Source organism: Mariniflexile sp. HNIBRBA6329 (genome assembly GCF_043558645.1).
Taxonomy (GTDB): Bacteria; Bacteroidota; Bacteroidia; order Flavobacteriales; family Flavobacteriaceae; genus Mariniflexile.
Genome location: NZ_JBIFXS010000011.1, coordinates 1 through 26,195, shown reverse-complemented (window position 1 = coordinate 26,195; position 26,195 = coordinate 1). Strand labels below are relative to the sequence as shown.

Below are 26,195 nucleotides of genomic sequence, written 5' to 3'. Positions count from 1 at the left end.
TATTTTTTAATGATTATTGGCTACCAGCTACAAATTTTCAATTTTGACTAATTGTTGATCTAAAAACTCCCAACAATTTTGGTTGATTTCATCAAAAACCAGAATTAAGGCTTTGCCATAATCGGTTAATTCAGCGCCTCCTCCACCTTTGCCTCCAGTTGAATTTATGGTCACCGGTTTTTTTGCCGATTTGTTTACTGAGTCAATTAAATTCCAAGCTTTTTTATAAGATAGATTTAAGGTTTTAGCAGCTTTAGATAACGAACCTGTTTCGTTTATAGCTTTTAATAGTTGCACGCGTCCTTCGCCTAAAAGCACGTGTTCATTACATTCAATCCATATTCTGCTTTTTATTTTGTAGCTCATAGTTTTCTGTTTATATGTGCAGCAAAATAACTTCTACCAAATCTCCTTTTTCAATCGTTTCAATAGATTCAGGCACAAACACTAATGCGTTCGATATGGCAAATGTTTGTTGCATGGCAGAACTTTGTCCTTCTAAAATTTCGACTTGATTATCGCTATGAATAGCTTTTAAAAATTGCGGTCTGTCACCATTCTTTTTAAAATTTGAAATTGATTTAGCTTGTACACGTGGCAACCCAACCACCTCGTTATCCATCATTTTTTGCAATGCCACATACACATACACATAAAAACAAGTTAAAGCAGCAGCAGGATTTCCGGGTAACGCAAATATGGATGTGTTATTTTTTGTTCCGAAGAATAAAGGCTTACCTGGTTTTTGTTTCACTTTATAAAAATGCTCGGTCACCCCCAGTTCGTTCAGTGCTTTTCCAACAAAATCGTAATCGCCCACCGAAATACCACCGGTAATTATCACTAAATCGGTTTCATCAATAACAGTCTTCAGTTTAAAAAGTGTTTCATCATAATCATCTTCCACTTTATGTATGGTAACATCGTAAAATTTCAAACTATAAAGCGCACTTAAAAGCGTTTTTGAATTACTCTCGTATATTTTTCCGAAAGTCAAATCGCTACCAGCATCCACCAACTCATTACCCGTAGTAATTAACGCAATAGTTGGCTTTTTAAAAACCTTGACTTTTGAAATACCCAACGAACTTAAATATCCAATTGCCGCTGGCGTTAACTTAGTATTTTTGGACAAAGCCAATGCGCCCATTTTTACTTGCTCACCTAAAGGACGAATGTTTGTATCAACTGCAATCTGGTGTTGCACCGTTATAAAACCTCCATCTACAACTACTTTTTCCTGCATCATAACCGCATTGGCCGTATCAGGAACAGGAGCACCCGTAAAAATACGTACCGCTTCTCCTTTCTTCAGAACAGGTTGATGGGCATCTCCTGCCTTTACTTCTCCTATTAAATTATAAGTTAAACCATCATGCAAGCATAACGCATAACCATCCATAGCCGATTGCCTAAAAGGAGGCATATTAATCGGAGCATAAACATTCTCAAAAAGTTTATACCCTCCTGCTTTTTCAACAGGCTTGCAAGTACTCTTTAAAAGTGGCGTACTATGCTTTTTAACAAATTGAATGGCTTCTTCAATGGATGTCATAATACTTTTCGTTATATCTTTGTAAATATAACGAAAAACAATTTACAAAGCCTCTATGACATGAACTAATTAAGAAAAAATACGTAGTAAGTAAAATAAAGAGTTTATTATTTTAAAGTCCCTAATAAAGCTATTGCTATTTTATGAAACTCACAAAAATACGTATTTATCATAAAATATTAAGTATAAATACGTATATTTGCTACTATAACATACTATTAACTAAGCTTAATAAATCTTTAATTGCAATCAACTACTCAAAATACCAACCATAGCATTATAAGAAAACGTGTAGTACTCAATACATCGTGCGATGCTTGTGTAAACCACGATTGCTTAATTAAGAAAAATCTTTTGACTTTGGAGAATTTTAAAATTACCGAGAACAAAAGCAATCTTAGATGTAAAAAGGGACAACAATTTATAATGGAGGGAGCCCCAGTAAACGGTTTGTTTTTTGTCCTAAAAGGGAAGGCAAAAGTATTTAGAACAGGTATTAATGGTAGAGAACAAATTGTTCGATTTGCTAAAGAAGGTGAAATTATAGGACATCGTGGATTTGGTACTGAAGAATATTATTCCATTGGTGCGATTGCCTTAGAAGATACGACATTGTGTTATTTTTCTAAGAATAGCCTGCAAGAAGCTTTATTAAACAATCCGAAATTCGCTTACGATTTTATGCTTTTTTATGCTAACGAACTCAACAGAAGCGAATCTAAAGTAAAATCCATATCCCAGATGACCGTTCGAGAACGGGTTATTGATACCTTATTATATATTAACAGAAAGTTTGGTGACTTAAGAGGGTTTCTAAACCTGCCATTAAGCAGAAAAGAATATGCAGATTATGCAGGCACCACTGAAGAGCAAGTTATTCGTATATTTTCTGCTTTAAAAAAGGAAAAGCTGATTGCTGCCAATGGAAAAAGAATTGGAATTTTAAATGAAAAAGCGCTTAAGCAAGAAATTGAAGAGCATCATTACTACTTAGGGAGCTAGAATACATAGTAATTAGCTACTCATACATACAAATTAATAGATTAAGACCACCTATACAGGTGGTTTTTTTTATGGAACTCGTTTAAACTTTTTTTGATTGAAGTGAAATGTAACCCTGCGCCAGCTGGCTCGTTCGCTAAAATAACCCTGTGGGTTATCTTTAACACCCCGCCCATTGTACAATTGAAGGCTTTTTTAGTTGCATAGCATGTTAAGGAAGGAAAGATAGGGCTGAGCGTTAAGAAACCGTAAGGTTCACGAACACGTATTTTTCAAATAATTAAGTGTCGTGAGTAAACAGTCCAGTGGACTGTTTTAGTGAAATCGTAGATTCGGCGTAGCCAATGGGACTGGGAGGCATATGGACAAAAAATGACCATTTTCTAGCCAATTATGAAAAGTTTAAACAAGTTTTCATGGTATAAAACCATCTTTTTGTATTAAAAATAGCAGTTTATAAGGTGTTAAAAAAGATAAGTGCTCTTGTATTATAGCATATTATTTAACAATGTGTTCAATTACTTTTGAAAATACTTAATTTCAAATACTTAGTAAAATAAGTATTTACATAAAAACCTTAAAAAGAACTAATCATGGAACAAAAAACAATTACACTGGTACAAGAATCTTTTGAAAAAGTAAAACCAATAGCACCAACAGCTGCAAAAATATTTTACACAAAGTTATTTGAATTAGACCCAGCACTCAAACCTCTTTTTCCATCAAGTGACGAGGCTATGGTAGAACAGGGCAATAAATTAATGATGATGTTATCTAGTGCTGTTGCAGGATTAAGCAATTTAGACATGTTAGTTCCTGTTTTACAAAATCTAGGGAAACGCCATGTTGAGTATCAAGTAAAACCATCTCATTACGATACCGTAGGTACCGCATTATTAGGCACCCTAGCAATAGGCCTTGGTGACGATTTTACACCTGAAGTTAAAGACGCCTGGACCGATGTGTATGGCACTATGGCGACAGTAATGATAGACGCTTCTTATTAATTTTAACAAAAAAACCAAACCAATTATGAAAAATTCAATATATACTTCCATTATAAAAACAGCCTTATTAGCTGTTCTGTCTTTAATACTAAATGCCTGCGGTGGTGTACCTGATGAGAAAGAAGAAACAGCATCTGCCGAAAAAGTTTTTTCTGTAGACGAGGTTTTGGAAATGGTAGCCAAAGAAAATGATATTACCAGAACACTGTACACCAAAGCAATTGTTGGTGAAGGCAAAAAGCAAGGAATGAAGTTTGATGAGGATTGGAGAAAAAATGATGTAGAGGCAGGTCCTTTACCAGCATTATTTTTAAGAGGAATAGCTACAAGCATTAGAAAAGGCACTGTGCCATTAGGCTTATATCTAGGATCGGACTTTCCAATTAACAATGCAAATAAACTTAAAGGAAAGCAAGCCAATTTATTTGAAAAGATCAAAAAAGATCAAAAACCACAATTTTTTTATGATGAAGAGCAAAAATTACACACCGCTATGTTTGCCGACTTAGCCAGTGCAGATGCCTGTGTTACATGCCACAACAATCATAAACAAACTTCTAAAACTGATTGGAAGTTAGGAGACGTTATGGGCTCTACAACGTGGCAATACCCAGCCGATTCCTTAAGTTATGGCGATGCTATTAAGGTATTAAATGCTTACGCTAAAGGTACGGTAGATACCTATATTGAATATTTAAATGAAATTGAGAATTTTAAAAACAGTCCGAAGCCTGAGATTGGAGACAAATGGCCTTCTAAAGGTAATTATTTACCAAAACCAGATGTGTTTTTAGATAGTGTTCGAAAACTGTCCTCTTTTGGAACCATGAAAAACTTGCTAGCGTTCAAATAATCTGGATTAAAGTAAAAAACCGCTTTTTAATAAACCAAAAGATCTTTTTTAAGTGAAAATTAATAAATTAACAAGTGTTGGTCTTCTATTACTATTTCTGTACTTGATGCAGTTTATTTTGGGACTCAAATGGGAATGGCTATATAATATGCAACAAGAAGAGCTTTTTAAAAGGTGGTCTGGCCTTGGTTTAGCTCTATTTATTGGAATACAATGGTTGTTAACTTTTAGCCGAATCGTAAAAAAACTAAAAAAATATTCTTTTAAAGTTACCAGTCTTCATAAATGGTTTGGAGCTTTAAGCCCGTTACTTTTTTACTTTCACAGCATGAGTTTTGGTTATGGATACCTCATGTTATTAACCTATATTTTTCTCGTAAACAACTTTATAGGTTATTTTAATTTAGATGTTATAAAATCCACTAACGAGATCTTATTTAAAGGATGGATGATTACTCACGTAGCATTTTCAATGGTTATTACTATACTAATGTTTTTTCATATAAGCATGGTATTTTACTATAAATAAAAGCTGAAAACTAAAAAATAAATGAAGTTAGTTGTAAAAGATATAAAAAGAGAAACGAATGATGCCGTTAGTATCTTTTTTAAAAATGGCAATTTTTTTAATAAAGTTAAATACAAACCAGGCCAGTTTTTAACCCTGCATGTCCCCATAAATAATAAAATAGAAAAACGATCCTATTCCTTTAGTAGCAACCCTTATACTGATAAGGATTTAAAAATAACCGTTAAGCAAGTTGACAAAGGGTTGGTTTCAAATTTTATATGTCAAAATTTAAAAATTGGTGATGCACTGGAAATTGATAAACCACAAGGAAGCTTTTACGTAGAGCCTAAAAAAAATGAAGAAAAACAATATGTTCTTTTTGCTGGTGGAAGTGGGATAACACCTGTATTTTCTATAATTAAATCGGTTCTCACAAACGAACCTAAATCCAAGGTTTTACTTATCTACGCCAATAGGGATAAAACGTCCATTATTTTTCATCAAGAGATATTAGCTTTAAAAGAAGCTTATCCCAACACATTTAATGTAGAGCATATTTTGGCTGATAATAAGGAACCACATGAAAACTACCATGATGGATTAGCTACCAATGACTTATATATTAAAATCTTAAATAAACACCATATTAATTTTGAGAATAATGTTTACATGATTTGTGGCCCTTTCGGATTCATGGAGAAAACAAAGGAAATACTAATTAATAACCATGTGAAACCTAATGAAATAATTGTTGAAGTATTTAAAAAGCCTAAAGTTAAAGTTTCAGGAAAAGATTTCATGAGTGATGTAGAGATCATTTTTCAGGGCAAAACACATCAAATACAGGTGCCAGGAGACAAATCCATATTAAGAGTAGCCATGGCAAACAATATTGCCTTGCCATACTCTTGTAGATCTGGGGTTTGTTCAACTTGTAAAGCTGTTTGCGTTTCTGGAGACATTGAAATGACCGCAGGACACTTCTTATCACAGACAGAAGTTGACAAAGGAAACATCCTTACTTGTATCAGCTACCCTAAAAGCGAAAAAATCACTATCAATCTATAATTCAAATCATTATGATTAAAGTAAGTCCATTAAGAAGAAGGCAATTTATTGGTGGAATTACAGGTCTAACTATAGGAGGCCTTCTATTCATATTTCTAAATTTAGAATCTTCTGAAAAATATATTTCATTGGGCCCAATGAATTCTAGCCATGCCGATGTTTCCTGCATAGCATGTCATGCAGATGCGAAAGGAAATCTGATGCAACAAATGCAATCCAATATAGAACATGCTGTTGGGATGCGTAAAAATAGTGTTGATTTTGGAACCAGTGATGTAACAGTCGACAACTGTTTAAGTTGCCATGATAGACCTAATGACAGACATCCAACGCATCGATTTACAGAACCTAGATTTAGTGATGCTATCAAGCAAATAAATGCTACAACATGCATCACGTGCCATACCGAACATAAAGGCGAACGCGTAACGATAGCTTCTGTAAGCATGAACTATTGTATGAACTGTCATAAAGATTTAGAAGTTGAAGACGATCCTTTAGACATCTCACATAAAACACTTATTGCCAATAAACAATGGTTCACCTGTATTGAATGTCATGATTTTCATGGAAACCACACCTATGAGGTCCCTGTTAAACTAAAAGACACAATTCCTATGAAGCTTATTAAAGCTTATTTAAAAGGAGGTTTCGACCCCTATGGTAATGACAAAAAATATATTGGATTAACCCAATTGGAGTGGGTTAAAAAAATGAATGACAAATAACGCTCTCTACATTAATTGTCAATTTGCAGTTCTTTAAAATTATCAAATAAATACTTCCTTTCATATACTTACAGATCTAATTACTTAATTAATCTAGCAACAAAATAAACGGTTTTACGTATTAATACGTAAAACCGTTTGCTCTAATTAACAAATCATAACTAATTATTTTTCAAATAATTAAATCATAAAACTGTTTTATAGCAGTTTTTTTCATGTTGTTTAAGTCCTTTAAACATGCATAAAAGGTTATTGTTACATGTTGTATGTCATTGAATAAAAACAATACTACTTATATATTTGCCCTGTAATTAAGTATTAATACTTATTAAATAAAATCAAGCAATATGAAATCACTATTAACAAAATCAACATGGATCTTATCACTAGGACTATTACTAAGTGCCTGTGGTGGAAAAACAAAAAAAGCATCAACTGAAGAAGTAACTACAGAAACTTCTAAAACAAAAACATTAGATATTGAAAAGCCACAATTAACTTTTGGGTTTATCAAATTAACAGATATGGCACCATTAGCTATTGCCAAAGAAAAAGGCTTTTTTGAAGATGAAGGCTTATTTGTTTCTGTGGAAGCACAATCGAACTGGAAAAATGTTTTAGACCGTGTTATTGATGGTCAATTAGATGGTTCTCACATGCTTGCAGGACAACCAATAGCCGCAGGTGCTGGTTTTGGTAGACAAGCGGAATTAGTAACCGCTTACTCTATGGATTTGAATGGAAATGGTATTACCGTATCTAACGATGTTTGGGCTAAAATGAAACCAAATGTACCAAAAGATGCCGATGGCAAACCCGTGCACCCTATAAAAGCAGATGCTTTAAAACCCGTAATTACAGAATATAAAAACAAAGGAAACGCCTTTAAAATGGGTATGGTATTCCCAGTATCTACTCACAATTATGAAATCAGATATTGGTTAGCCGCAGCAGGAATAAATCCTGGTATGTACACTGCCGATAACGTACAAGGACAAATTGGTGCCGATGTATTGCTATCTGTAACACCGCCACCACAAATGCCGGCAACTCTTGAAGCAGGAACTATTTACGGATACTGTGTAGGCGAACCATGGAACCAACAAGCGGTGTTTAAAGGGATTGGTGTACCGGTTGTAACAAACTATGACATTTGGAAAAACAACCCAGAAAAAGTGTTTGTAATGACCAAAAAGTTTGTTGAAGAAAACCCAAACACAGCCATTGCCGTTACCAAAGCCTTGATTCGTGCAGGTAAATGGTTAGACGAACCAAGCAACAGAGCCGAAGCTGTAAAAATATTATCAATGTCTCAATATGTAGGTGCTGATGAAGTGGTTTTAGCAAATTCCATGACAGGTACTTTTGAATTCGAAAAAGGCGACAAACGTGAGATGCCAGACTTTAACGTATTCTACAAATACAATGCTACCTATCCTTTTTACTCTGATGGTATTTGGTTCTTAACACAAATGCGTAGATGGGGACAAATTCCAGCTCCAAAACCTGAAGGTTGGTATGCTGAAACCATTAAAAAGATTTACAGACCAGACATCTGGAAAAAAGCAGCCGATTTATTGGTGGCTGAAGGACACATTCCTGCTAGCGATGTGCCAAATACAGATGGATACAAACCTGCAACAACCGATTTTATTGATGGCACCAAATACGACGCTAAAGACCCCATTGGCTACATCAATAGTTTCTCTATAGGAAATAAGGATAAAAAATAAAAACACACAAAAAGTTAGTAATCATGAAGCAAAGCATCACATTAGATAAGATAACCAAGTTTATGGGATTCGAGTTTTTAAGAACCTTAAAATTGATATTCACTGGGAAGATTGAAAAAGAAGATTTTAGAAACTTCTTACGAAAAGTTGTAGTGCCTCTTGCTTCCATGCTTTTATTTATAGGGCTATGGCACATGGGATCTCAAGCACTATACAATACTGAAGCCGCTTACAAAATTGAAAAAGCATTATCCGAACAAGGGCAGGAAGCAGCCGATGCCATGGAAGCATGTATAGCATCGGGTGCCGTAAAATGCCAACCAAACACATTACCATCTCCTGCCCAAGTTTGGGGGTCTTTTAACACCTTGCTTGATGACCATTTCACAATCAGGGCCGACAAACAAGCCTTTATTGAAAAAACAGCTGCTTTAAATGCAAAACGAATAGCCGAAGGCAAAGATGCCATCACCTATACCGGAAGACCATCGTTTGTAGACCAGATTTTAACCAGTATTAAAACGGTTTTTGCAGGTTTTCTTTTAGCATTGCTTATTGCAGTTCCAATAGGAATTGTAATAGGACTAAGCAAAACCTTAAGAAGCTCGGTTAACTGGTTAATTCAAATTTTCAAACCCGTATCTCCCGTAGTTTGGTTGTTATTGGTTTTTATGATTGTAAAAACATTAACCAAAGATTCAAATTCTGATAGTGCTTTCATCATCTCGTTTATTAGTGTTGGTTTATGTTCTATGTGGGCTACGCTGGTAAATACGGCCATGGGGGTATCATCGGTTGACAAAGATTATATAAACGTAGCAAAAGTATTGAAACTGGGCACCTTTCAAAAAGTATTTAAAGTGATATTACCATCTGCTTTACCATTAATATTTACCGGATTAAGAATTACACTTTCAGTGTCTTGGATGGTGCTTATTGCTATTGAATTGTTGGCTCAAAGTCCTGGTTTAGGATCGTTTGTTTGGGAAGAATTCCAAAATGGTGCTATAGATTCTAACTCAAAAATAATTGTTGCCATGTTTGTTATTGGTGGTATTGGATTTTTGTTGGACAGAATAATGCTTACCGTTCAAAACATGATTTCTTTCAATAAGAATGATGGAATTTAAGTAAATGTTTAACTGTTGAATTGTACAAACGTTTAGTCGTAACCAACAATTCAACAAATAACCAAATCAACAAATAAACAGAAAACAAATGGCATACTTAGAATTAAATAATATTTATAAAACCTACGGAAAGGGCGAACATGCCACCGAGGTACTTTCAAACATTAATTTGTCTATTGAAGAAGGTGAGTTTGTTGCTATTGTTGGATTTACTGGTAGCGGAAAAACAACCTTGGTAAACTTAATAAACGGATTGTTGCAACCCACCAGTGGCGAGGTGTTGTTTAAAGGCGAACCTGTTGTTGGAACAAGCCATGAGCGTGGGGTTATTTTTCAAAATTACTCGTTATTGCCTTGGTTAACGGTTGGACAGAACATTTATATGGCTGTGAAAGAGGCATTTCCTAAAAAAAGTAAGGCTGAGATAAACGGCATTGTTGCTGAATATGTGGAAATGGTAAGCTTATCGCATGCCATCAACAAACGCCCAAAAGAATTATCAGGTGGTATGCGTCAACGTGTTGCAGTAGCACGCGCTTTAGCTATGAAACCCGAAATGATCATTATGGACGAACCTCTTGGTGCTTTAGATGCTTTAACACGTGGTAATTTACAAGATGAAATTTTAAACATTTGGGGAAAAGACAAACGCACTGCCCTATTGATTACCAACGATGTAGATGAAGGTATTTACATGGCAGATCGTATTATTCCACTGCGTCCAGGACCAAATGCCACTTTAGGACCTGAGTTTAAAATTGATATTGACCGTCCACGAGATAAAACGGAACTAAACGATAACCCAAATTTCAAGAAAACCAGAAATGCCATTATTGAGTATTTAATGGATATTGGAAATGAACGGAAATCGGTATCTAAAACAGAGTATGTACTTCCTGAGTTAACCCCTAAAGATTTTGTAAACCGATTTTAATAAGAAAAACCATGAGTATAATAACAGCAAATAGAACAACAACTCTAGATGATAATGGGCTTTTCCCTTCGAATGAGGTGATGTTGGATTTAAAGAGCCTTAAGAAAGTATATCCAACACCAAAAGGTGATTATGTAGTTCTGGAAGATTTAAATCTTCAAATAAGAAAGGAAGAGTTCGTTACCATCATTGGACATTCCGGTTGTGGTAAAACAACCATGCTTTCCATGATTGCGGGACTTAATGACATTTCTGGAGGGAATATTTCAGTACTAGGAAAACACATAAAAGGCCCAGGCCCCGATAGAGGTGTTATTTTCCAATCGCCCAGTTTAATGCCTTGGATGACGGCACTTCAAAATGTATTATTAGGTATAAATCAAGTATTTCCAGACGCCACTAAAGCTCAACGCAACGATATCGCTAAATACTATTTGCAAAAAGTAGGTTTGGAAGATGCGTTTAACAAACGTGCATCCGAGCTATCCCAAGGGATGCAACAACGTGTAGGTATTGCCAGAGCTTTTGCCATAAAACCCAAAGTATTATTGTTAGACGAACCTTTTGGGATGCTGGATTCTTTAACCAGAGGCGAGCTTCAGGATATCTTAATTGAAATTTGGAACAGAGAAAAAATTACGGCAGTAATGATTACCCACGATGTAGATGAAGCCATCTTTTTAGCAGACCGTGTGGTGATGATGACCAGCGGACCCAAAGCCAAAATAGGTGATATTTTAAACATAGACTTTGAACGCCCCAGAACCCGAAAATCTGTACTGGAACACGACGATTATTACAAATACAGAAAGCATCTTATAGATTTTTTAGAGCACTAAAAATTACATGAGATATATCATATAACAAAAAAACAGCTACTTATATATTTGAATAATGAAATATAAGCAGCATCTAAAAAGAAAACAAATAAAGAACAACCATAACTTAAAAATCAAAAAAAATGAAAAAACAATATGTAATTCTAGGACTTTTATTAAGCTGCTTACAATTTGCACAAGCACAATTTACTTTAGATGGCGAATTTAGACCAAGAACCGAATATCTGCACGGATTTGGCAATTTAATTCCAGAAGCCAGCGAACCAGACTTTTTTACAGTAACAAGAGCTCGATTGAATGCAGGATATTCTACCGAATCCTACAAAATCTATATGAGCATTCAAGATATTTTACTTTGGGGTGAAAATCCTCAAATCATCCATAGCGATAAAAACAATAAATTTGATTTGTTTGAAGCATGGGCAGAATTGCAATTGAGCAAAGGATGGTCTACTAAACTAGGTCGTCAAGTACTATCATACGATGATCAACGTATATTGGGTGGATTAGATTGGGCACAACAAGGGCGCAACCACGATGCGGCATTAATTAAATATGCAAAAGGTGGTTTTGCTTTAGATCTAGCTTTGGCTTTTAATCAAGACGATTTAGGAGCTGCTGGTAATTTATATGCCACAACTGCACTTTTCTCATATAAAACCATGCAAATGCTGCATTTAAATCAAAAATTCGGCAATCTTTCAGCTAGCCTTTTAGCAATGAATACTGGTTACCAAAATGGCACACCTGGGGTTTCTAATTTACAAACTTTCGGTACACATTTAAACTATAAAAAAGGTGCTTTTGGTGTAGCTGCAAATGCATACATTCAAACTGGCGAAAGACTTAATGAAGTAGATGTAAAAGGCGCATACGATTTAAGTCTGGATTTATCTTATAAAGCTTCTGAAAAAGTGAGCTTTGGTGCAGGTGTTGAAGTTATTAGCGGAAACGATGCAGATGCTGGCGAAACAGGTGCTTTCTTCCCACTTTATGGAACCAACCACAAATTCAATGGTTTAATGGATTACTTCTACGTAGGCAATCATGCCAATGATATTGGTTTAGTTGACATCCATGTGGGTGCAGATTTCAAATTAAGCGCAACTTCTAACCTATCTGTAAACCTATTAAACTTTAGTGGCGAACAAGAATTAACTAGCGGTGAAAAATCGTTAGGAACCGAATTAGATTTGGTTTTCGCTAAGAAATTCAAAGGCTACAGTTTAGTTCTTGGATATTCTCAAATGTTTGCTGCCGATGGCATGTATGATTTAAAAGGAGTAACCAAAGCCGATGCTGCCGATGGTCAAAATTGGGCTTGGGCTATGTTAGTAATTAAGCCAAAGTTTATAAATTAACAAAAAAAATAATCTGAAATTTATTATCTGAGTTAGTTAAGTGTTTTAAATCCGAAAGCATCCCATAAAATTATGGGATGCTTTTTTTTTGACGCGTATAAAAATTTCTATTTGCATGATTGCATAACCATACCCAATAATGACGTAAATAATATTATATTTACTCATTAATTTTTTTCAATTGAATTCAAAAATAATATCAAATGGTATTTTAAGAGCATTAGCCATTATTGTTGGCATTGCTATACTAATTTGGTTTTTATATAAAATTCAATCGGTTATTGGGTATATTGCTATTGCTTCCGTAATTTCATTAATTGGCAGACCTATTGTGTTGTTTTTAGAACGACGTTTAAAGTTTAGAAATACTTTAGCGGTTGTAATTACCATGGCTATCCTTATTGGTTTATTTATAGGATTAGTTAGCTTGTTCATTCCTCTAGTTGTAAAACAAGGTCACAATTTATCGTTGTTAAACATTCATCAACTTCAAGAAAATATTGAAGATTTGTACATAGAAATTGTAAACTATTTTAATTTGCACCATATTGATTTAGAGCAATCTATAAAAGACTCAAACCTATTATCAAAATTAGATTATTCACTTATTCCCAATTTCTTAAATGCATTTATTAGCGGACTGGGAAGCTTCAGTATCGGTTTTTTTTCTGTATTATTTATTTCTTTTTTCTTTTTAAAAGACAGCAGATTGTTTGAAAGTGGCGTATTAACTTTTATTCCCGACAGCAAAGAAACACGATGGAAAAATTCTTCAATAAAAATTAAAGACTTACTATCTAGGTATTTTGTAGGGCTCATTTTTCAAATCCTCATCCTATTTGTAATTTATACCATTGGCTTACTCATTATAGGTGTAGAAAACGCGATAGTTATTGCCTTTTTGTGTGCTTTGTTAAATCTTATTCCATACGTTGGCCCTTTGGTTGGTGCCTTTTTAATGTTTACACTAACCATGACCAGTAACCTTGGCGAAAGTTTTAGTGAGGTTATCTTACCTAAAACTTTTTGGGTTTTTATTGTGTTCATTATGGGGCAATTAGTGGATAATTTCTTCAGTCAACCTTTCATATTTTCAAAAAGTGTAAAGTCCCATCCGTTGGAAATATTTTTGGTTATTCTAATTACAGGTATTTTATTTGGTATTATTGGGTTAATCCTAGCCGTACCTGTTTATACAGCCATTAAGGTTATTTTAAAAGAGTTTTTATCTGAAAACAAAATTGTAAAAAAACTGACTAAAGATTTATAATACCTTTTGAACAATCCTATACTAAATACTGAAATTCAAGAGTTTATAAATCATAATTTAAACTCCAATATTGCTACGCTTTTATTAAAAGGAACATTATTTCCTCAAATAGAAACCAAAGATATTATAGAGCAAATTGAAGCAAAAAAACGTAGCGAAAAGAAACTACCTACTTGGTTTGAAGCTGATAATATTTATTACGCCAACAAACTAAATATAGAACAAACATCTTCTGAAACTACAGCACAATACAAAGCGAACTTAATAACTGGTGAATCCATCATCGATTTAACTGGTGGTTTTGGTGTAGATTGTTACCACTTTTCAAAAATTTTTAAAGAGGTGGAACACTGCGAAATTAACCAAGAACTTTCTAAAATAGTTGCGCACAATTATAGGCAATTAAACGTTCAGAATATTAAAACACATGCGGTTGATGGTATGGGGTTTTTAAAAAGCAGCGCAAAAACTTTCGATTGGATTTATATAGATCCTTCAAGAAGGCACGACAGCAAAGGCAAAGTGTTTTTCTTAAATGATTGTTTACCAAACGTTCCAGAACATTTGGATTTGCTATTCAAACGTTCAAAAAACATCTTAATAAAAACATCGCCATTGCTCGATTTTACGGTAGGTATTAATGAATTAAAACACGTAAAAACCATACATGTGGTGGCAGTAAACAATGAAGTAAAAGAATTGCTTTGGGTTTTAGAAGCTGATTTCAATGGGATTATTTCTATTAAAACTATCAATATTAAAAAAGATAATGATGAAGTTTTTGATTTTTATTTGGAAAATGAAAAAACCGCAACCGCAACATACAGCAAACCTCTTACCTATCTATACGAACCCAACAGTGCTATTTTAAAAGCAGGAGGGTTTGATTCCATTTCTACTCAACTAAATGTTTTCAAGCTCCATAAACACTCGCATTTATATACAAGTAGTGTTTTAATAGATTTCCCCGGAAGGGGTTTTAAAATTGAAAATAGCCTGCTTTATAACAAAAAAGCCTTAAAAAAACTAGGTATAAACAAAGCCAATATTACAACACGAAACTTCCCTGAAACGGTAGAACAACTGCGTAAAAAATTCAATATTAAAGATGGTGGTGATGACTATTTGTTTTTTACTACCGATACAGAGGATAAAAATTTGGTGTTACTAACTAAAAAGGCCTAAAATAATTAACTATTCAACACATAGTAACGTGTCTATAAAAACGTTTTATAAGTAATGTTTGAAACAGCACAAGATTCTATAGTTTCTTTCTATTAAATAGATGCTTTCATTTACGTGCCTTTTACGTGCTTTTTTTGTACAATTTTAGTATAAATTAGCATAAAAACCTAATATTTTTTTAAACTAATATTTAACCATTAAACGCAAAAAACCCCGCTAATAGCGGGGTTTTACACTTGTGAGCCCTTCAGGATTCGAACCTGAGACCGCCTCCTTAGAAGGGAGGTGCTCTATCCAGCTGAGCTAAGAGCCCTCAACACGATAAACAAAACATTTTTGTTTTCCAGTGTGCAAATATAAAATTAACTATAAATCTAACAAAGATAAAATTGATATTTTTATTAGCTAATTCGTTTTGTTTTATCATACAGCTAATATTCACATACATAACCACTTTAAAGATACTAAATTCTGCTTTAATTTAATTTTAAGTCAATACCTTTATGGTTCAAACTCATACGAAAATGATTAACGAATTAAAAGAAAACTACGGCTACCTGTTTGAAGATAGCCTTTTAATGGAAATTAACAGCGTGGGGACTTTTAAAGAAATACCCGAAGGTTTCCAACTTATAGATATAGGCAATTATATAAAATCCATGCCTTTATTGGTTAGTGGTGCCGTAAAAATCTTGCGTGAAGATGATAAAGGCGACGAATTGCTACTCTATTTTATTGAACGTGGCGATACGTGTGCCATGACTTTATCGTGCTGTATGGGACAGAAAAAAAGTGAAATTAGAGCGGTTGCTGAAACACCCACCAAACTTATTATGATTCCTATTGAAAAAATGAGTGAATGGATGGGAAAATACAAAAGTTGGCAAAATTTTATTCTTCAAAGCTACCACGATAGAATGACCGAACTTTTAGAAGCTATTGACACTATTGCTTTTTTAAAAATGGACGAACGTCTTTTTAAATACCTAAAAGACAAAGCTATGGTAAACCATAGCGATGTTATTCAGGTAACACATCAAGAAATAGCTTTCGATTTACATACCTCCAGAGTTGTAATTTCACGATTACTTAAAACTTTAGAAAATGAGGGCAAAATTAAACTTCATAGAAACAACATTAAAATTTTAGACTTTTAATGATGTGTAACCTATGTTACTGAATGAACCTTTTTAGTAGTCTAGTTTTGCAATGTAAAACACTACTATGGCTATCATTGATTTTTTAGGTTTTTTAGGCGCATTCTTAATTGGGGTTGTTTTAGGTCTTATTGGTGGTGGAGGCTCTATACTAACTGTGCCTTTATTGGTATATCTTTTGGGCTATAATCCAGTGGTCGCTACGGCTTATTCGCTTTTTGTAGTAGGCACATCTTCCATTATTGGGGTCTATAAAAAACACCAAAAAAAATTGGTGGATTTTAAAACAGGGTTAGCATTTTCATTCCCTTCGTTTTTAGCCGTTTACATAACTAGACGTTTTTTAGTACCCAATATTCCTGATGTAATTTTCAATTCAAACGGATTTGTAATTACAAGAGAAATTGCCATCATGGTATTCTTTGCCATCGTTATGTTTGCTGCATCAATTTCCATGATAAAAACGAAAGAGAAAACAACAGGTATTTTTGTTAAACAAGCATACTACAAAACTTTTACTCAAGGACTAATTATTGGTGTTATTACTGGGTTAATTGGCGCTGGTGGTGGTTTTCTATATGTACCAGCATTGGTACTTTGGGCTGGTTTATCTATGAAAAATGCCGTAGGTACATCATTAGTAATCATTTCTATAAATTCTATTATTGGGTTTTTAGGCGATTTGCACAACTTAAATACCGATTGGGTATTTCTACTAACATTTTCATTTTTAACAATTTCAGGGGTTGTATTAGGTGACTATTTATCAAAATACATCTCAAACAAAAAACTAAAAAAAGGCTTTGGTTGGTTTATTTTAATCATGGCCATTTATATAATTATCAAAGAATTTTCATAAATAAGAATTGTAACCTTTGTTACCGTCCAAATTTGAAAAATGACCTATTTTTACAATTAATAACTATTTGATTATGAATATTGAACAAATATACACAGGATGTTTAGCACAAGGCGCCTATTACATTGAAAGTAATGGCGAAGTGGCTATCATAGACCCGTTAAGGGAAGTAATACCGTACATCAACAAAGCCAAACGTAATGGTTCAAAAATTAAATACATTTTTGAAACACATTTCCATGCCGATTTTGTTAGTGGCCATGTTACCCTATCTAAGCAAACAGGCGCACCCATAATTTATGGTCCCAGCGCAAACCCAACTTTTGATGCTATTATAGCTGAAGATGGACAAGTTTTTAAATTAGGTGACATAACCATAACAGCGTTACATACCCCTGGACATACCATGGAAAGCACCACTTATTTACTTAAAGATAAAAACGGAAAAGACCATGCCATTTTTAGTGGAGACACGCTGTTTTTAGGCGATGTGGGCAGACCGGACCTAGCACAAAAAGCGGCTAACATGACACAAGAAGAATTAGCTGGTTTACTTTTTGATAGTTTACGCAATAAAATTATGCCTTTAGCAGATGATGTTATTGTATATCCAGCACATGGTGCTGGTTCTGCTTGCGGAAAAAACCTAAGCAAAAAAACCATTGGAACTATTGGCGACCAAAAGAAAACCAATTATGCACTTCGTGCGAATATGACCAAAGAAGAATTCATTAAAGAGGTTACCGATGGTTTATTGCCTCCGCCACAATATTTTCCTCTAAACGTAAAAATGAACAAAGAAGGCTATGATGATGTAGATGATGTGATTGAACGTGGCACTACCCCATTAACGCCTTCAGAGTTTGAACATCTTGCTAACGAAACCGGTGCTATTGTTTTAGATGTACGCCATCAAGACGAGTTTGCAAAAGGACACATACCAAGATCTATTTTTATTGGCATTGATGGTAATTTTGCCCCGTGGGTGGGAGCGCTTATTGCCGATGTGGAGCAACCTATTTTACTTGTTACCCCCGAAGGAAAAGAAGAAGAAAGCATCATCCGTCTATCACGCGTTGGTTTTGACAACACCATAGGTTATTTAAAAGGTAGTTTTGAAGCTTGGAAAAAAGCAGGATTGGAGTATGATACCGTAACCTCAATTTCGGCTTCAGAATTAAAAGAAACATTAGAAAAAGATGCTGTACCGGTTTTTGATGTTCGAAAAGATGGCGAATTTAAATCAGAGCATATAAAAAATGCCTACCACACATCTTTAGATTATTTAAATGAGCATTTAGATGATTTTCCTGAAGATAAAACATTCTACCTGCATTGTGCCGGTGGTTACAGGTCTATGATTGCTGCTTCCATTTTAAAAAGCAGAGGTATTCACAATTTAATTGACATAACTGGGGGCTTTGCCGCTATTAAACAAGCCGGAATTCCCGTAACAGATTATATATGTCCAACAACATTATAATGATGGCTTTATTTTCATTTCTTTTTGGTTCCAAAGTACAAAATGCCAATATTAAGGTTTTGGCTCCAAACGAGTTCAAAAAACAAATTACAAACCATTCGGTACAATTAATTGACGTAAGAACTGCTAATGAATTCAAATCTGGGCACATTAAAAAGGCCAATAACATCGATTTCTTTTCGAGTAGTTTTATCGCTCAATTAGAAAAATTAGATAAACAGAAGCCTGTGTACGTGTATTGCCGAAGCGGTAACCGAAGTAACAAAGCGGCAAACCAATTGGCCAAAATGGGCTTTGTTGAAATTTACGATTTAAAAGGAGGATTTTTAAATTGGAAGGAATAAAGCAATGAGCAATTTTTCAGAAATAATAAGTAAAAACAAACTTGTTTTAGTTGATTTTTATGCTGAATGGTGCGGCCCCTGCAAAACCATGCACCCAATTCTAAAAGAAGTTAAGGATGCTTTAGGTGATGAAATTTCTGTTATTAAAATTAATATTGACAAAAATCAATCACTAACAGAAAAATACCGCGTAAAAGGTGTACCTACTTTCATGCTTTATAAAAATGGTGTTCAAGTTTGGAGGCAATCAGGCATAGTTCAAAAGAATGAATTAATTATGTTAATAAAATCTCACAACTAGCTAATGTAACTTTTGTTACTTAGCGCCTGTTATAATTAATATATCTTTGAATCGTCGTAAAAGACTCACCCATCAAGGTGATTAATAGCACTAAAAGCATCCTTAATCAAGGATGCTTTTTTTTCTTCCAAAATTTTAAACAAAATTGAGAATTTAATAAATCTATAACCGAAAACACCCCGTAAGTTCGTACAGAATTGTATTTTTGCAACACAAAATTCTTTTTATGGAAGACATGCTCTTTTACGATAGAATGCAGTTTGCGTTTACTATCACCTTTCATTATTTATTTCCGCAATTAACCATGGGACTTTCTTTAATGATTGTCTATTTTAAATGGAAATTTTTAAAAACCAACACAGAAACTTACAACGATGCCGCTAAATTTTGGATGAAAATTTTTGCCCTAAATTTTGCTATGGGTGTGGTTACGGGGATTCCTATGGAATTTCAATTTGGCACCAATTGGGCTAAATTTTCCGAACTCACTGGCGGTATTATTGGGCAAACCTTGGCCATGGAAGGCATGTTTTCATTCTTCTTGGAATCTTCTTTTTTAGGCCTCTTCATTTTTGGTGAAAAACTACTCGGTCATAAATTACATTTTGTTACAGGTTTTTTGGTGTTTTTAGGGTCGTGGGCAAGCGGATTTTTAATAATAGCCACCCACTCTTGGATGCAACATCCCGTTGGTTTTGAAATATTAGAAAGCGGCAAGTTTATATTAAATGATTTTAGTGCTTTGTTTACCAATGAATGGTTGTGGCCTTCATATTTGCACAACCAAGCAGCATCGTTAGTTACAGCTTCATTTGTTGTAGCAGCCGTTGGTTCTTTCTATATTTTAAATAATAAACATAGTGCTTTTGGAAAGCTATTTGTAAAAACCGGAGTCATTTTCGGATTGATAGCCAGCATTCTTGTCGCATTTCCAACCGGCGATATGGTTGCCAAAAACGTTGTTAAACACCAACCCGTAACTTTTGCGGCTATGGAAGGTATTTTTGAAACTGAAAAAGGTGGTTCTGAAATTGTTTTAATTGGTCAACCCGATATGAAAGACAAGAAACTGGACAATAAAATTGCAGTCCCAAACATTTTGAGTTTTTTAACCTATCAAAAATGGGATGCCGAAATAAAAGGCTTAAACGAATTTGATGAAGATGTGCATCCTACCAATGTTCCAGGACTTTATTATGCATATCATATTATGGTTGGTTTAGGCACTATTTTTATTGGCTTATTATTAGCGGCATTGGTACAATTATTAAGAAAAAAACTTTATCAAACCAAATGGATATTATGGTCGCTTATGTTTATGCTGCCATTTCCTTATATTGCCAATACTACGGGCTGGTACACTGCCGAACTTGGTAGACAACCTTGGTTGGTTTACAACTTGCTTAGAACCGCAGACGGCGCTTCACCAAACGTATCGGCAGGAAACACATTATTTACTTTATTAGGCTTTATTGGACTGTACTTATTGCTCGGGCTCTTATTTTTAATGCTTGCCGGAAAAATAATCAACAAAGGTCCCGAAACCGTAAAACATTAAACTATGGAATTATTTTGGTATATCGTTTTAATGACCATGCTAGCCGTTTATATTATTTTAGATGGTTACGATTTTGGTGCGGGTATTATCCACTTATTTTTTGCAAAAACCGAAAAAGACAAAAAAGCCATTACCAATGCCATTGGCCCTTTTTGGGATGCCAATGAAGTTTGGTTAATTGCCGCTGGAGGGGTTTTGTTTTTTGCATTCCCCACGCTGTATGCTGTATCGTTTAGCGGGTTTTATTTGCCTTTAATAATGATTTTATGGTTATTGATTTTTAGAGCTATTGGTTTAGAATTACGCGGACAAATACACAACAAAATATGGGAAACCATTTGGGATAAAGCCTTTGGGATTGCCAGCTTGCTTTTGGCTCTATTTTTTGGTATTGCTCTTGGCAATGTGGTTAGAGGTGTAAACTTAGGTATGGTAACCAATGGCGTTTCGGCGCACGAAGCGCATTATTTCTTTTTACCGCTATGGAACCCAACGCTTAGCCCTAAAGCGGAACATTTAGGAATTATTGATTGGTTTACTATATTATTAGGGGTTATTGGCGTTGTTGCCCTAACCATACACGGTGCCAATTGGATAATTTATAAGACCAATTCCGATCTAAATACCAAATTAAAAAATGTTATTTTCAAACTTAATTTTGCGCTTTTAGGCTTGGTAATTACATCCTTATTGGTTTGGCATATTATTGAGCCTAAACCATTTCATAACTTTATAAAACACCCCTGGCTATGGATATTTCCTTTAATAACCTTTACTGGGTTGTTTGGGTTGTTTAAAATTAAAACCTTTGCTAAAGATGGTATTGGCTTTATATTTTCATCCTTATTTTTATTTGGAGGTATTGCATCTACTGTAACTTCTATTTTCCCTAAACTTTTACCTTCAACAAATAATACTAATCCAGATTTAACTATTTATAATATGGCTGCAGACCACTATGGTTTATCGGTTGGTTTAAATTGGTTTATTGTTGCCATTATATTGGTGGTTATTTATTTTATTATTCAATACAAAGTTTTTAAAGGTAAAATGGATGATATTGGCTATGGAGAGCATTAATTTATATTGTGGTTTATATAGAATAGCATAACTTAAAAATTTATTTAAACCCTCAAAATAAAAACTGTTTTTCTTATCCTAAACAAAGCTTCAAAGAGTTTTAATTAAAGCCTGTTCTTCATTTTAAAGTTACGAACTTCTTAGGAGACATTCCTTACTTTTTTAAAAGCTGTTGAAAAATGGCAAGGTTTTTTTGTATCAAACTATTTCAGATACCTCACTTGGAATTGTTACTTTTACTCGGAAAGGAAATTTAATGCCATTTAACATATAATGATTACAAACACGTGTAAAATGGTATTTCCAATTTGAATTTACTAATAAGTTTACAATATGGAGTGCATAAGTATATTTGACATGCTTAAAATAGGGGTTGGACCATCAAGTTCCCATACCTTAGGACCTTGGCGAGCTGCAGAAAGGTGGATTCTCGAATTAAAGTCCACCAACTTATTTTATGAGGTTGAAAAAATAAATGTACACATCTATGGATCACTTTCTTTAACAGGAAAAGGACATGCCACCGACTTAGCGATAATGCTTGGGTTATCTGGGACAGACCCTGTAACTATTCCAATTGATGATATAAATAAAATTGTAGAAAAAGTACAGAATACCCAATTTTTGAACTTTGGAAACGAAATTAAACTACCTTTTGATGCAAAAACAAATATAACTTTTCATAAAAAATTCTTACCATTCCATGCAAATGGTATTAAGTTTGACGCTACACTAAAATCAGGAAGTAAAAAAACGAAAACATATTATTCTATTGGTGGTGGATTTGTAGTGGAAGAAGAACGCAAAAATGCTAAACGTAACATTAACACCTTTAATAAGTTCCCTTTCCCAATTCAAAACGGGCTGGAACTATTAACCTACTGCAAACAAGAAAACAAATCAATTTCAAAAATTGTCTTAGAAAACGAACAATCTCTTAGAACCGATTTAGAAATAGACACCCAAATACAGAAAATTTGGGATACTATGCTAGAGTGCATGTTTATTGGCTGCCATACAGAAGGTAAACTTCCTGGAGGACTCAATGTTCAACGTCGAGCTTATAGTTTAAATGAAAACCTATTAGGAAAAAACAAATCTTACACATCCCCAAAAAATTGGTTAGAAACCATTCGGAATACCGAAGTGAAATTTAGACAAATTTTGCAATGGGTTAGCTGTTTTGCCTTAGCGGTGAATGAGGTAAACGCTTCATTAGGTCGTGTAGTTACTGCACCAACTAATGGTAGTGCTGGCGTTATTCCTGCGGTACTGATGTATTATATGGTCATTGAAAACCATGAAGCTGATTTTGAATCTGTTAAAAAATTCTTATTAGTAGCTGGAGAAATTGGCAGTATCTTTAAAAAAGGGGCTACTATTTCTGCAGCAATGGGTGGTTGCCAAGCTGAAATCGGCGTATCAAGCGCTATGGCAGCTGGAGCGTTAACCGAACTATTGGGTGGTACACCTGAACAAGTTTTAATGGCTGCTGAAATTGCTATGGAACATCATTTGGGTCTTACTTGCGACCCTATAGGTGGTTTGGTACAAATTCCATGCATTGAACGAAACTCCATGGGTGCCATTAAAGCTATTAATGCAGCTGAACTAGCTATGGGATCTGACCCTAAGAATGCTAAAGTACCTTTAGACAAGGTGGTAGAAACTATGTGGGAGACCGCTAAAGACATGAGTTCTAAGTATAAAGAAACTTCTCAAGGTGGTTTAGCCGTTGGAATAAATATGAGTGATTGCTAGATAATAGAATTTTACAGAACTAAAAAACTAAATGAATTCTTAAGAAAGGCATTAATTGCATAAAAAAACATTTTTTAGCAAATCATTTATTAACAGAGCATGGCATGAAATTATAGGGAAACAAACCATCGCAGATGCTTTGCAGATCATCTTGCTCATAATCCTCAAATAATAGATATTAAAGGAGATTCTATCCTTAAAAAATGAAAAACTAATACTAAATTTAATCACAAATGAATCTATTTTTGAGCAATTACTTTGCTATGTCCATTTTGTCCACCCTATCCATTCAAAAAACATTCATCAATTTTTACCAAAAAAACAGAATATTTAAATTAATACAAATAACTATATATCAGTCAATTAATAAATGATTAAAAATTAAAATATGTATTTTATCGGATTTTTTTGCGTTTAATAGATATTTTTATATTATATTCGTCCTGTGAAAGATAAAAGTAAATATTCAGTATTCTTTAACTATACGTTTTTAACTGTTATACCTTAGTTGTAATTCATTAAAAATAAAGCGTACATACGTAAGAATAAAAAGGTATTTCACCGAGTATTTTTGACATTACTGTACTATTAGTCCTAAATTTGCAACATCCCTCATAGAATTGGTTAATAGCACGTTAAACCTGAAATGAGTTTATCTTTGAGTATAACAGTCTCTTGGATTGCTTTTTCATGTTTATGTGAAGCCCTAAAATTAACTGTTTATGAAGAAAAATTACTTTACAAAAATTCTATGCATTTTATATTTATTACTGATAAGTATTAATATAGCGCATGCAAGAAACCTAAGTGGCACACCTACACCCACCACTCCGATCCATAATATACAATATAAAGTTATTTCTTTTTTTGCGGACTTGTTTTCTGACAATCAAGTGTCTAAAATTGATAAGACTAAAAGGTACAATAAATCTTTAAGTAATTATAAATTAACATCTTCATCAACGTCTTTTGCTTTAGCAGCTGTAGCAGATGTTGCTGGTGATTTTAGATCCACTGGTAACGGAAATTGGACAAATTCTGGTTCTTGGGAAGTATTTAATGGTGCCGCTTGGTTACCTACTCTATCTTACCCAGGGCAAAATACTGTAGGTCCTCCTTACCCAAATGTAACTATTGTATCAGGCCATAACATAACCATAGCTACTAATCTAAATACTCAACTCATGGGTACGGTTACGGTTAATGGGACTTTAACATTAAATATTTCGGCATCACCAAATAATGCAATAATAACCACACCTACAATTAATGTCGATGGTGGAACCATAAATTTTACAGGTTCAAAAGCACGTTTAACTTTGCCCGATCCAGACCCTGGGTACGATCCAGTTATAACTCTGTCAAATGGTGGTACATTAACCGCTGCTATTTGTAACAACAATAATGAAATTTTTATTGGTTCTAGAAAATATGCAGCTTGTGCTGGTGCTCCTGGTAGCACCTATACGTTTGGTGAAGTTAACGCAGCTGGCGGAACCGTTAATGCAACAATTAGTAATCCAGCGACTGGTCCTATAACTATTTGCTTTGGTTCTCAAACTTTAGAAGGGGGTTATTTAGGACCTGATACTTATGTTACTTATACATGGACTGCCAGAAACTATGATACAGGTGCCTTATTACCATCTAGTGTGTTTTCAATTCCACATACAGGTACATTACCCACGAATGCATCTACGACCAATACAACATTTACACCACCAGCAACGCTTTCCCCTCCAGCCAGCGACCAGTTTTTAATTTCATTAGAAATTAAATCAGGATCTTTTATCAACGTGGAGTCAAGAATAATTAATATACAAGCGGTTCCTTCTGCAGGAACTATTAGTGGTGTTCAAACCATTTGTGATGGTGGTGATCCTGCTGCTTTTACCAGTACAGTGGGCACCGGGAGCGGAACAATCACTTACCGTTGGGAAAGTGCCACAAGCCCATTCTCTACTTGGAATACTATCGGCGGTGCCACAGCCGCTACTTATGATGCACCCTCTGGTTTAAACGCTACAACTCAATATAGAAGGACCACCATCTCTACATTAAACGGTGTCGCGTGTGAAAGTAACCCAACTGCAACTATACAAGTTACCGTGCAAGCGGTTCCTACTCCGGGAAGTATTGGTTCAAACCAAACTATTTGTAATGGCACTGCTCCTGCTTTGCTAACTTCAACAACAACTGGTACTGGTTCAGGTAGCATAACCTATCAATGGCAAACTAATGCCAGTGGTAGTTATATTGATATTCCTAGTGCCAACGCTGCAACTTACCAACCGCCTTCATTAACAAATACAACAAGCTATAGAAGAAGAACCGTTTCAACACTTAACAGTATTGCTTGTAATTCTGCACCAACGGCACCTGTGGTTATTACGGTTGGGGATACTACAAACCCGACAGCTTCTAACCCTGCACCTATTAACGTGCAGTGTCTTGCTAGTGTCCCAGCGCCTGATGT

The 26,195-nt window shown here is 34.5% G+C and carries 23 protein-coding genes and 1 tRNA gene; 21 read left to right on the top strand and 3 right to left on the bottom strand.

The genetic code is table 11. The features are described 5' to 3' along the window. Window positions 1-27: 27 nt before the first annotated feature. Both ACGK9U_RS12140 and glp read right to left on the bottom strand, forming a co-directional pair. Window positions 28-366, bottom strand: a complete 339-nt coding sequence (locus ACGK9U_RS12140) for a winged helix-turn-helix domain-containing protein (protein WP_394466647.1) — start codon at window positions 364-366, stop codon at window positions 28-30. 10 nt (window positions 367-376) lie between these two features. After that, window positions 377-1,555 (bottom strand): gephyrin-like molybdotransferase Glp, encoded by a 1,179-nt coding sequence (gene glp / locus ACGK9U_RS12135; RefSeq protein WP_394466646.1) that lies wholly within the window; start codon window positions 1,553-1,555, stop codon window positions 377-379. A 354-nt stretch (window positions 1,556-1,909) separates the two neighbouring features. Between glp and ACGK9U_RS12130 the strand changes: the two genes are divergently transcribed. The 12 genes from ACGK9U_RS12130 to ACGK9U_RS12075 all read left to right on the top strand — a co-directional run bounded on the left by ACGK9U_RS12130 (window position 1,910) and on the right by ACGK9U_RS12075 (window position 15,176). After that, window positions 1,910-2,557: a Crp/Fnr family transcriptional regulator gene (locus tag ACGK9U_RS12130; RefSeq protein WP_394466727.1), complete on the top strand. Its 648-nt coding sequence runs from the start codon at window positions 1,910-1,912 to the stop codon at window positions 2,555-2,557. Between the two features lie 593 nt (window positions 2,558-3,150). Continuing rightward, window positions 3,151-3,564 carry a globin family protein gene (locus tag ACGK9U_RS12125; RefSeq protein WP_394466645.1) on the top strand — a complete coding sequence of 138 codons (414 nt, stop codon included), beginning with the start codon at window positions 3,151-3,153 and terminating at the stop codon, window positions 3,562-3,564. Window positions 3,565-3,589: 25 nt separating this feature from the next. Next, a complete protein-coding gene (locus ACGK9U_RS12120; RefSeq protein ID WP_394466644.1) occupies window positions 3,590-4,417 on the top strand; it encodes a DUF3365 domain-containing protein in 828 nt (275 codons plus the stop codon). 550 nt (window positions 4,418-4,967) lie between these two features. Further along, window positions 4,968-5,996 (top strand): 2Fe-2S iron-sulfur cluster-binding protein, encoded by a 1,029-nt coding sequence (locus ACGK9U_RS12115; RefSeq protein WP_394466643.1) that lies wholly within the window; start codon window positions 4,968-4,970, stop codon window positions 5,994-5,996. 11 nt (window positions 5,997-6,007) lie between these two features. Next, entirely contained in the window at window positions 6,008-6,724 is a 717-nt protein-coding gene (locus tag ACGK9U_RS12110) for a cytochrome c3 family protein (protein ID WP_394466642.1), read from the top strand. 347 nt (window positions 6,725-7,071) lie between these two features. Beyond that, complete coding sequence (locus tag ACGK9U_RS12105; RefSeq protein ID WP_394466641.1) at window positions 7,072-8,457, top strand: CmpA/NrtA family ABC transporter substrate-binding protein; 1,386 nt, start codon at window positions 7,072-7,074, stop codon at window positions 8,455-8,457. A gap of 23 nt (window positions 8,458-8,480) precedes the next feature. Further along, a complete protein-coding gene (locus ACGK9U_RS12100) occupies window positions 8,481-9,587 on the top strand; it encodes an ABC transporter permease (RefSeq protein WP_394466640.1) in 1,107 nt (368 codons plus the stop codon). 88 nt (window positions 9,588-9,675) lie between these two features. Further along, window positions 9,676-10,521, top strand: coding sequence for an ABC transporter ATP-binding protein (locus tag ACGK9U_RS12095; RefSeq protein WP_394466639.1), 846 nt, complete (start codon window positions 9,676-9,678; stop codon window positions 10,519-10,521). A gap of 11 nt (window positions 10,522-10,532) precedes the next feature. Further along, entirely contained in the window at window positions 10,533-11,360 is an 828-nt protein-coding gene (locus ACGK9U_RS12090; RefSeq protein WP_394466638.1) for an ABC transporter ATP-binding protein, read from the top strand. A 122-nt stretch (window positions 11,361-11,482) separates the two neighbouring features. After that, complete coding sequence (locus tag ACGK9U_RS12085; RefSeq protein ID WP_394466637.1) at window positions 11,483-12,721, top strand: alginate export family protein; 1,239 nt, start codon at window positions 11,483-11,485, stop codon at window positions 12,719-12,721. Between the two features lie 181 nt (window positions 12,722-12,902). Then, window positions 12,903-13,991: an AI-2E family transporter gene (locus ACGK9U_RS12080; RefSeq protein WP_394466636.1), complete on the top strand. Its 1,089-nt coding sequence runs from the start codon at window positions 12,903-12,905 to the stop codon at window positions 13,989-13,991. 6 nt (window positions 13,992-13,997) lie between these two features. After that, window positions 13,998-15,176: a class I SAM-dependent methyltransferase gene (locus tag ACGK9U_RS12075; RefSeq protein WP_394466635.1), complete on the top strand. Its 1,179-nt coding sequence runs from the start codon at window positions 13,998-14,000 to the stop codon at window positions 15,174-15,176. A gap of 239 nt (window positions 15,177-15,415) precedes the next feature. Here ACGK9U_RS12075 and ACGK9U_RS12070 read toward each other — a convergent pair. Continuing rightward, window positions 15,416-15,489: transfer RNA gene (locus ACGK9U_RS12070), tRNA-Arg, on the bottom strand. A 211-nt stretch (window positions 15,490-15,700) separates the two neighbouring features. Here ACGK9U_RS12070 and ACGK9U_RS12065 point away from each other — a divergent pair. The 9 genes from ACGK9U_RS12065 to ACGK9U_RS12025 form a co-directional block, all read left to right on the top strand. Continuing rightward, window positions 15,701-16,333, top strand: coding sequence for a Crp/Fnr family transcriptional regulator (locus ACGK9U_RS12065; RefSeq protein WP_394466634.1), 633 nt, complete (start codon window positions 15,701-15,703; stop codon window positions 16,331-16,333). 67 nt (window positions 16,334-16,400) lie between these two features. Beyond that, window positions 16,401-17,192 (top strand): sulfite exporter TauE/SafE family protein, encoded by a 792-nt coding sequence (locus ACGK9U_RS12060; protein WP_394466633.1) that lies wholly within the window; start codon window positions 16,401-16,403, stop codon window positions 17,190-17,192. Between the two features lie 73 nt (window positions 17,193-17,265). Continuing rightward, the gene (locus ACGK9U_RS12055; RefSeq protein ID WP_394466632.1) at window positions 17,266-18,675 is read left to right on the top strand and encodes a rhodanese-like domain-containing protein; all 1,410 of its coding nucleotides are present in this window, start codon (window positions 17,266-17,268) and stop codon (window positions 18,673-18,675) included. After that, on the top strand, window positions 18,657-19,019 hold the full coding sequence (locus ACGK9U_RS12050; RefSeq protein WP_394466631.1) for a rhodanese-like domain-containing protein: 363 nt from the start codon (window positions 18,657-18,659) through the stop codon (window positions 19,017-19,019). Before ACGK9U_RS12055 ends, ACGK9U_RS12050 begins: the two co-directional genes overlap by 19 nt. Before the next feature lie 4 nt (window positions 19,020-19,023). Next, window positions 19,024-19,320 carry a thioredoxin gene (trxA, locus tag ACGK9U_RS12045; RefSeq protein ID WP_394466630.1) on the top strand — a complete coding sequence of 99 codons (297 nt, stop codon included), beginning with the start codon at window positions 19,024-19,026 and terminating at the stop codon, window positions 19,318-19,320. Between the two features lie 226 nt (window positions 19,321-19,546). Continuing rightward, on the top strand, window positions 19,547-20,878 hold the full coding sequence (locus ACGK9U_RS12040) for a cytochrome ubiquinol oxidase subunit I (protein ID WP_394466726.1): 1,332 nt from the start codon (window positions 19,547-19,549) through the stop codon (window positions 20,876-20,878). 3 nt (window positions 20,879-20,881) lie between these two features. Next, the gene (cydB, locus tag ACGK9U_RS12035) at window positions 20,882-21,958 is read left to right on the top strand and encodes a cytochrome d ubiquinol oxidase subunit II (protein WP_394466629.1); all 1,077 of its coding nucleotides are present in this window, start codon (window positions 20,882-20,884) and stop codon (window positions 21,956-21,958) included. 333 nt (window positions 21,959-22,291) lie between these two features. Then, complete coding sequence (locus ACGK9U_RS12030) at window positions 22,292-23,719, top strand: L-serine ammonia-lyase (RefSeq protein ID WP_394466628.1); 1,428 nt, start codon at window positions 22,292-22,294, stop codon at window positions 23,717-23,719. 722 nt (window positions 23,720-24,441) lie between these two features. After that, window positions 24,442-26,195, top strand: a 1,754-nt coding sequence (locus tag ACGK9U_RS12025) for a hypothetical protein (protein WP_394466627.1), incomplete at its 3' end; no start/stop codon positions are given.